4 protein-coding genes are annotated in these 4179 nt (G+C 58.2%); 3 read left to right on the top strand and 1 reads right to left on the bottom strand.

Going from position 1 to position 4179, the window contains the following annotated elements; all coding sequences use genetic code 11:
* The first annotated feature begins 282 nt into the window (after positions 1-282).
* The 3 genes from thrC to V6C07_RS09750 all read left to right on the top strand — a co-directional run bounded on the left by thrC (position 283) and on the right by V6C07_RS09750 (position 2700).
* Positions 283-1728 carry a threonine synthase gene (thrC, locus tag V6C07_RS09760; RefSeq protein ID WP_333536246.1) on the top strand — a complete coding sequence of 482 codons (1446 nt, stop codon included), beginning with the start codon at positions 283-285 and terminating at the stop codon, positions 1726-1728.
* Between the two features lie 243 nt (positions 1729-1971).
* Positions 1972-2424 (top strand): GyrI-like domain-containing protein, encoded by a 453-nt coding sequence (locus V6C07_RS09755; RefSeq protein ID WP_333536244.1) that lies wholly within the window; start codon positions 1972-1974, stop codon positions 2422-2424.
* 123 nt (positions 2425-2547) lie between these two features.
* Positions 2548-2700 carry a hypothetical protein gene (locus V6C07_RS09750; protein ID WP_333536243.1) on the top strand — a complete coding sequence of 51 codons (153 nt, stop codon included), beginning with the start codon at positions 2548-2550 and terminating at the stop codon, positions 2698-2700.
* A gap of 5 nt (positions 2701-2705) precedes the next feature.
* On the opposite strand, the gene V6C07_RS09745 is transcribed toward V6C07_RS09750, so the two are convergent.
* Positions 2706-4055, bottom strand: a complete 1350-nt coding sequence (locus V6C07_RS09745; RefSeq protein WP_333536241.1) for a sugar transferase — start codon at positions 4053-4055, stop codon at positions 2706-2708.
* Positions 4056-4179: the final 124 nt, after the last annotated feature.

Here is a 4179-nt window from a genome sequence, read left to right as displayed (position 1 = left end):
CGTTTGCGTTTGTTAACGCTCTGGCGGCGGCCCGATGGCTGCCCGGCGGCTGCCCGGCATAAGGCTGCGACACGCCTTTTGTCACAGGCGCAGGGCGTGAAAATAAAGGTCGCTGCATGCCCGCGCGCAAGCGCCCTGCCGCCAGCCCTTGAATACATTTGGGGGGCAGATTTCCAAAGGTGAAATGTTCCGGAGCATTCCGACCGTGGACTGCTCCGGTCGGCGGCCTGTCCGTCGCTGGAAAAACGGTTTCTGTTCCCGATGCCAAAAGGAGTTCGTCACATGGCCCACGCGGATTTTCCGGCCTATCGCGGCCGCATGGAATATGTCTGCCTTGATTGCGGTGCGCGTTATCCGGGCGACAGCCTGCTGTATGCCTGCCCGCAGTGCGGCGGTGTTTTTCTGCTGGAAAACCTGGATTTTGCAAAGCTCAAGGAGCGTAGCGGCCAGGAATGGCGAAAGATTTTTGACGACCGTTGCGCCAGCCGTTCCACGGCGCTCAAGGGCATTTTCCGTTATTACGAACTGTTGGCCCCCCTGCTGGACGAAGACGATATCGTCTGTCTGGGCGAGGGCATCACCCCTGTGGTGGAAGCGTCCGCCGCCCTGCGCGACATGACGGGCGTGGCCTTTGCCTACAAGAACGACGGGCAGAACCCCAGCGCCTCCTTCAAGGACAGGGGCATGGCCTGTGCCTTCAGCTATCTCAAGTGGCTCTGCCGCCGCAACCAGTGGGACGAAGTGCTGACGGTCTGCGCCTCCACCGGTGATACTTCGGCGGCGGCGGCCCTGTATGCCTCGTATGTGGGTGCTCCGCTCAAATCCGTGGTGCTGCTGCCCCACGGCAAGGTGACGCCCCAGCAGCTTTCGCAGCCCCTTGGCAGCGGCGCCACAGTGCTGGAACTGCCCGGCGTGTTTGACGACTGCATGAAGGTCGTTGAACTGCTGGCAGAAAACTATCGCGTGGCCCTGCTCAATTCCAAGAACAGCTGGCGCATTCTGGGGCAGGAGTCCTATGCGTACGAAGTGGCCCAGTGGTACGGCTGGGACATGACGGATCAGTGCCTCTTTGTGCCCATCGGCAATGCGGGCAACGTGACCGCCATCATGTCGGGTTTCCTGAAGATGCTTGATCTCGGCATCATTACGGGCCTGCCGCGCATTTTTGGTGTGCAGTCCGAGCATGCCGACCCGGTGTGGCGGTACTACGACGCGCCCGCAAGCTCACGCAGCTGGCAGCCTGTGACTGTGCAGCCCAGTGTGGCCCAGGCGGCCATGATAGGCAATCCCGTGTCATTCCCGCGTGTGCGCATGCTGGCCGAGCGCTTTATGGAAAGCGGCGGCGAACGCGCCTTCCAGGTGGTGCGCGTGACCGAACAGCAGATTATGGACGCCATGATAACGGCCAACCGTCACGGCCACATTGCCTGCACCCAGGGGGGCGAATGTCTGGCCGGCCTGCGCAATGCCCGTGCTCTGGGCCTTGTGGGCGACCATGAGCATGCGGTGCTTGACGCCACTGCCCATGCTCTGAAATTTGCCGGTTTTCAGGACATGTATTTCAACGACGCCTTCCCGGCCGAGTACGGTGTGTCGCCGGACAAAAGTCTGGCTAACCTGCCGGAACTGCTTTTGCCCCAGAGCGCCCGCGAAGGCCGGGATGTGGCGGAATTCGCCTCGCTGGGCGCAGAAGCCGTGGTGCAGCGCCTCAAGCTGCAGAAAAAATAGAGGCTTTTGCCGCATGCCGTATTCAGGAGCGTTTTACTTTTGAGAACACATGTTCTCAATGCGTTACGGGGTTTGCTTCTGCGCCTGCCCGCACTGGCATGTCACGTTGATGCCCCTGTGGCGGGCGTCTGCCCGTGCAGCCCCGTAATACGTTCAATATGATGGTGCATAAGAAAGGGACTTTTTTATAAAAGTCCCTTTTTTTGTGCATCAAATGAAGCATTCTCAAATAAGGAGCATTTTATGAGCGAATTTAAGATAACAGTTGCGGATTTTCCTGCGACGCGCCTGATGGGCATGAAGGTTCGCACCTCGATAGCCCGTGCCCACGAGGATTGTCCTGCCATCTGGCAGCAGTTTGGACCACGTGTGGCGGATATTGCGGGCAAGCCCTTTTACGGTGTTTCCTGCATGCTCAATGCCGAGGAGATCGAGTATTGGGCGGCTATGGAGGCGGACGGGCGCGAGCTTCCTGCCGACATGGGACACCATGTCATCCCGGCAGGCACGTACGCGGCCTGCCGCGTGCCGAACCTGGAAAACATCGGGGAGGCCTACATGTTCATTTTTGAAAAGTGGTTCGCCAGCCAGGAGGCGTATGCCTATAATGAGCAGGCCCCGTGCTTTGAGCTGTACCCCCCGGACTGGAATCCCGGGGCGCCTTTTGAATTGTATGTGCCGGTAATGGCGCGTTAATTTAAAGAATATATCTTCTTGGAATTGTAGAGTAATTTGAAAGTAAAATTGCTCTAAAAAGCCCCGTCGCGCGGATAGTTGCTGATCCGCGTGACGGGGCTTTGCATTGCCTGCTCAGGCTGCATGGCCGAAGCCGGGCAGCGGCCCTTTGTCCGGCTGGAGTATTTAACACTTGAAATGCTCGCTTACGGCAGGCAAAAGCCTGCCTTCTCGCATTTCGTGGCAAGGATTTTCAAGAAAATCCTTGCAGAGCAGTTAACTCATTTCATTCGTTAACTGCTCTAGCGCGCGCCCTTGGGAAAGAGCACCACGCCGATAGTTTTGAAGATGATGTTTATATCCAGCAGGATGGACATATTCTTTATGTAATAGAGATCATATTCCAGCTTGCGCCGGGCGTCTTCTTCGGAAGCGCCGTAGGGATAGCACACCTGCGCCCAGCCGGTGAGGCCGGGCTTCACCGTATGCCGCAGGCTGTAGTAGGGTATGGTTTCCTTGAGCTTCTGTACAAAGGCCATGCGCTCGGGGCGCGGGCCGATGAAGCTCATGTCGCCTTTAAGGATGTTCCATATCTGCGGCAGTTCGTCGATGCGCACCTTGCGGATAAAGCGGCCGAAAAAGGTGACACGGCTGTCCTGGGCGCTGGCCCATACGGCGCCGTCCTTTTCCGCATCTGCCCGCATGGAGCGGAATTTGTAAACCGTGAATTCCTTTTCAAAAAGGCCCACGCGGTCCTGTTTGTAAATGATCGGGCCGGGAGACTCCAGCCGTACGATAAGGGCCGTGAGCAGCATGATGGGCGTGGCCGGTATGAGCAGCAGCAGCGAAATCAGCACATCCAGCGCCCGTTTGAGGCGCCGCAGCGAGCCGCGCGTGTTCAGCGAAAAGCCTTCGGTTTGCAGCAGCCACTCATCGGTCATCTGCGAGAGCGGCAGACGCTGCACCACATGTTCGTAAAAACTGCGAATGTCCACCACCATGCGCCCGCGCAGTTTGGCTTGCAAAAGCTCGTGGGCGATGTCGTCATCAATGGGCGCATCGGGCAGCAGCAGTATCATGGTGGCATTTTTTTCCTGGGCTATGTCCAGGGCCAGAAAGGGCGGGCCAAGGCAAGGACCGGCATCCGGTCCCTGATCGCGTTCGCCCACATAACCGATGATTTCCGCCTGGGGCAGACCTTCGGCCAGCAACTGCCGCACCTTGCCCGCGCGGTCCACGCCCACCAGCAGAATGCGCAGGGGGTGGGTGAGCCTGTCGGCATTGAGGTGGTACAGCCAGCGCCAGAGCAGGCTGAGGCAGAAAGAAAGCGCGAAAAGCAGGGTGATGGTCTTGCGGTCAAAGCGCCAGTGCTGAAAGGCATAGGAGGCAGTGGCCGAGGATATGATCGCCAGCAGGCAGGCCACGATCACGCGGCCCGTTGTCTCCTTGAAGTCCTCGTTGCCCACATTGTAGGCATCAAGGATGTAGAAAAACAGCATGTAGAAAAAAATGGTGAACAGCGATGCCCCGGTGTAATCGTCAAAAACGCTCAGATCCGGGGCAATGGTCGTCATGCCTGAAATAGCTAGGGCCAGCAGGATGCAGATCAGGTCCAGCACCTGCAAAAGACCCATGCGATAGCTGCTTATCATTGCGAATTATCCTCTGAAGGAGATTAGCCTTGCCAATGGCTTGTCATGCTTGAGCCGTACCGCCGCCGCTTTTCCTGCGCACCGCCGCACACGGCTGAACCGCCGCGCGTGACAGGACATGCCC

It is taken from the genome of Desulfovibrio sp. 1214_IL3152 (assembly GCF_036763055.1).
GTDB lineage: Bacteria > Desulfobacterota > Desulfovibrionia > Desulfovibrionales > Desulfovibrionaceae > Desulfovibrio.
Note: the sequence above shows the minus strand (reverse complement) of the source record. Positions and strands in the feature narration are given on the sequence as shown.

Bases quoted from the DNA above. Each gene is read 5' to 3' on its own strand.
- V6C07_RS09750 (WP_333536243.1), top strand. From the start codon at position 2,548: ATGGCCGAAGCCGGGCAGCGGCCCTTTGTCCGGCTGGAGTATTTAACA.
- V6C07_RS09745 (WP_333536241.1), bottom strand. From the start codon at position 4,055: ATGATAAGCAGCTATCGCATGGGTCTTTTGCAGGTGCTGGACCTGATC.
- V6C07_RS09755 (WP_333536244.1), top strand. From the start codon at position 1,972: ATGAGCGAATTTAAGATAACAGTTGCGGATTTTCCTGCGACGCGCCTG.
- thrC (WP_333536246.1), top strand. From the start codon at position 283: ATGGCCCACGCGGATTTTCCGGCCTATCGCGGCCGCATGGAATATGTC.